The sequence below is a fragment of the Streptomyces sp. NTH33 genome, assembly GCF_003236365.1.
Taxonomy (GTDB): domain Bacteria; phylum Actinomycetota; class Actinomycetes; order Streptomycetales; family Streptomycetaceae; genus Streptomyces.
Genome location: NZ_POTZ01000596.1, coordinates 1 through 3,469, shown reverse-complemented (window position 1 = coordinate 3,469; position 3,469 = coordinate 1). Strand labels below are relative to the sequence as shown.

3 protein-coding genes are annotated in these 3,469 nt (G+C 72.1%); 1 reads left to right on the top strand and 2 read right to left on the bottom strand.

Translation table 11 applies throughout. From position 1 onward, the window contains the following. The coding region (locus tag C1I97_RS42575; protein ID WP_111006789.1) for a tetratricopeptide repeat protein at positions 1–2,228 on the top strand (2,228 nt) is incomplete at its 5' end. Between the two features lie 88 nt (positions 2,229–2,316). On the opposite strand, the gene C1I97_RS33510 is transcribed toward C1I97_RS42575, so the two are convergent. Together C1I97_RS33510 and C1I97_RS33505 are read right to left on the bottom strand one after the other, a co-directional pair. Then, the gene (locus C1I97_RS33510) at positions 2,317–2,526 is read right to left on the bottom strand and encodes a hypothetical protein (RefSeq protein ID WP_111006788.1); all 210 of its coding nucleotides are present in this window, start codon (positions 2,524–2,526) and stop codon (positions 2,317–2,319) included. A gap of 311 nt (positions 2,527–2,837) precedes the next feature. Then, a complete protein-coding gene (locus C1I97_RS33505; protein WP_111006787.1) occupies positions 2,838–3,266 on the bottom strand; it encodes a hypothetical protein in 429 nt (142 codons plus the stop codon). Between the last annotated feature and the right edge of the window lie 203 nt (positions 3,267–3,469).

Sequence of the window (3,469 nt, the reverse complement as noted above, 5' to 3'; positions counted from 1 at the left end):
CCCCGGTATCGACCGCACCCGCGAACGCCCCCTGCACCCTGCCGTACGACCTGGCGGACTTCACCGGCCGCGAGCGCGAACTGGCCGAGCTGCTGGACTGTGCCGGACGGGACTACGCGCGTCACTCGCCGATCGTGGCCCTGGACGGCATGGGCGGCAGCGGCAAGACCTCGCTCGCCGTCCACGCGGCGCACAGCCTGGCGGCCGACTTCCCCGACGGCCAGATCTACATCGATCTGCGCGGTTACACCCCCGGCGAGGAGCCGGTCACCCCGGGCGGGGCGCTCGACAGCCTGCTGCGCGCGCTGGGGGTGCCGGGCGAGCGCATCCCGGAGGACCTCGCGGGCCGTACGGCGCTGTGGCGGGCGACGATCACGGGTCGGCGGCTGCTGCTCCTGCTGGACAACGCCACCGACGCGGACGGCGTACGGCCGCTGATGCCGACCGCGCCGGGCTGCCTGGTGCTGATCACCAGCCGGGCCCGGCTGGTGGACCTGGACTCGGCGCAGTGGATCTCGGTCGACGTGATGTCGCCCCAGGAGTGCGTGAGGCTGGTCGCGGAGACCCTGGGCGAGCAGCGGTGCGCGGCCGAGCCGGAGGCCGCCGCCGAGCTGGCCCGGCTGTGCGGCCATCTGCCGCTGGCGTTGCGCATCGCCACGGCTCGGCTGCGGAACCGCCCCCGCTGGACCTTGCGTTACCTGGCCGACCGGCTGCGCGACGAGGCGCGCCGGCTGGACGAGCTGAGTTCGGGGCAGCGCAGTGTCGCCGCGACCCTGCGTCTATCCTACCAGGCCCTGGACCAGGAGTGCCGGATCGCGTTCCGTATCCTGGCGCTGCATCCGCGCGGCGGCATCGACGTGCACGCCGCCGCCGCGCTGCTCGGCACGGACTCCCACGACGCCGAGGACATCCTCGAACTCCTCCTGGACGTGCACCTGTTGCAGCAGCCGGAGATCGGCCTCTACACCTTCCACGACCTGGTGCGCAGCTTCGCGCACAGTCTGCGGTCGCAGGCGACGGAGGACGACGACGACGTGTCGGTGCACCGGCTGCTCGACTACTACCTGACGGCGACGGAGTCGGCGTGCCAGGTGATGTTCCCGGGGCGCCGCCGGATCCCCACCGGCGGCGACGAGATACCGGTACGGGCACCGCAGTTCGCCGAGCGCGGGCAGGCGGAGCGCTGGTTCGCGCGGGAACAGGGGGCGCTGTTGGGAATGGTGGGCATGGCCCGGCGGCTCGGGTGCGATCGGCACACCGTGTTGCTGACCCGCAATCTGGCCTTCCAGCTCAGTGCCCGCGGGCAGTTGGAGGAGTTCCGCTCGATGGGCCTGGAGGCGGTGTTCGCCGCGAGACGGCTCGGTGAACTGCCGCTGCTCGGTGTCAGCCTGTCCAATCTGGGCGTCGCCTGCTGGAAGCTCGGGCGGTTCACCGAGGCCGTTGAGATCGCCACCGAAGGCCGGGACGTCGCCGAGCAACTCGGCGACCTCCAGACCCTGGCCCACAGCGAGAGCACGCTGGGGCAGCTCAACAGTCTGCTCGGGCACTTCCCGCAGGCGCTGTCGCACCTGGGGAAGTCGATCGGCTACGAGCGGGAGCTGGGCGCGAGCCGTGCGGAGGCGGAGAGCCTCACGCTGCTCAGCACGCTGTACGAGCAGTGGGGTCGGCACGAGGAGGCCGCGTCGGCGGCCCGCCGGGCGATCGCGCTGTGCGACGAACTCGGGCGGCACGAGAGCAAGCTGGTCGCGCTCACCGACCTGGCGTTCGCGCAGGCCTGCCTCGGGGACGACGAAGCGGCCGAGCTCAGTCTGAAGCAGGCGCGCGACCTGTGCGAGGAGAACCGCGACCCCGGTCAGGTGGCGCTGACCTTCGCGCTCTCGGCGGAGGTCTGCCACCGGCTGAGCCGTACCGAGCAGGCCGTCGAGTACGGGGATCGCGCGCTGGACATCGCCAGCTCAAACGTTTCTCCGTTGCGCCGCGCCAAGGTCGAGAACACGGTCGGCCGCTATCTGTGCCGACGGGGCGACGCCACGACCGCCCTGTCCCTGCACGAGCGAGCGCACGAGGTGGCGGGCTTGCTGGACTTCCGGATCGAGATGGCCTATGCCCTGTCCGGCATCGCCCGGGCGCAGGCGGCGCTCGGCCGGACCGAGGAGGCGGCACGGCACGAGCGGTCCGCGGAGGAACTGTTCACCGCGATGGGGGTGCCGGCGGACCGACGCCGCTGACCCGGTCCCGTCACCACGCTCACACGACCGCGCCCCGCAACCTGGTCCGGGAGGACCGGGTGCGGGGCGCGGTGGTGGTTGATGGGCCTCAGGCGGCGGCGCTGGTCGGGCCGCGGTCGTCGGTGGGCGTGACGGTGGAAAAACCGTGGGTGCCGATCACCGTGGGGCCGCGGTCGTCGGCGACGACCCGCACACCGGCCGAGTGGCCCTGCGGGTGTCCCGTCTCGATCGTGGCTCCCAGGCCGAGGGCGAGGACAGCGGCGACGATTCCGACGAGACCGGTCGACTTGCGTCCCATGACGTATCCCCTTTACGTGGTATCCCCGGTTTTTCCCGGTTCCTCTTCCCGACACCACGAACTCTCCCGGGGCCCGTTCCCGGACCGTTCCCACACCGATACCGCCTCCCTTACCGAGCCGGGAAGGAAGGCGGTATCGGCAGGTGGGAGCGGGTATCACGGCCGGGCGGGGCGTGCTCGGCCGGTCCCGTTCCAGGGTTGCGGACGGCACGGAGCCGCTCCTCAGGGGCATCGCCCGATATCCGGCTCCGGTATCCGGTTCCGCTCTCCCGCCTCTCCCGGCCGCCTCGCCCTGCCGCGGCCCCCGCCCTTCAGTCCCGCTCCGGCACCAGCTCCCGGGCGAACACCGTCTCGCCGGCGCCCAGCCGGCAGCTGACCACGCGCGGCCCGCGCTCGGTCAGCACCACGGTGGTCCAGGCGCGCCCCGACCCAACGTCCGCCAGATCCAGCAGCGCCCGCACGGTGGAGCGCAGCGCCGCCACCTCGTCCTCGCTCGGCCGGTCCCGGCCCGCCCGCACCCGGTCCGAACCGCGCCGCGGGATGATGTCCACGACCGTGTGCATGCTGCTGTCGCTCACTGTCTCGACGCTGAACTCGGGGCCGTCCCACGGCTCCTCGTCCGCGTACGGCACCGGCGGCGCGGCCCCGTCGCCCTCGGCCCACCGCTCCACGGCGGACAGGTCCTGAAGGATGCGGCGTAGCCCCATGGCGACGTCGATCCGGTCCGGGGGATGCTTCATTGGAGACTCCTCCTGGAGAGAACTACTCCAGCACCCTGAAGCCTCCCGTTCCCGTCCGCGTCCCGCCCGGCTCCCGCCCTGCGGGTGCCGAATAATCATCCGCCCTGGTCAAGCGGCGTGGTGGTACTCGTGGAGGGTGTCGCCGAGCCGGTCTCGTCGGCGGGTCTTCAGGTGTGTGATCTGTCCTGGTTCGGTGATCGGTT

What these genes read in the sequence shown, in the direction of transcription:
- C1I97_RS33510 (WP_111006788.1), bottom strand. Translation starts at nt 2,526, where the DNA reads ATGGGACGCAAGTCGACCGGTCTCGTCGGAATCGTCGCCGCTGTCCTC.
- C1I97_RS33505 (WP_111006787.1), bottom strand. Translation starts at nt 3,266, where the DNA reads ATGAAGCATCCCCCGGACCGGATCGACGTCGCCATGGGGCTACGCCGC.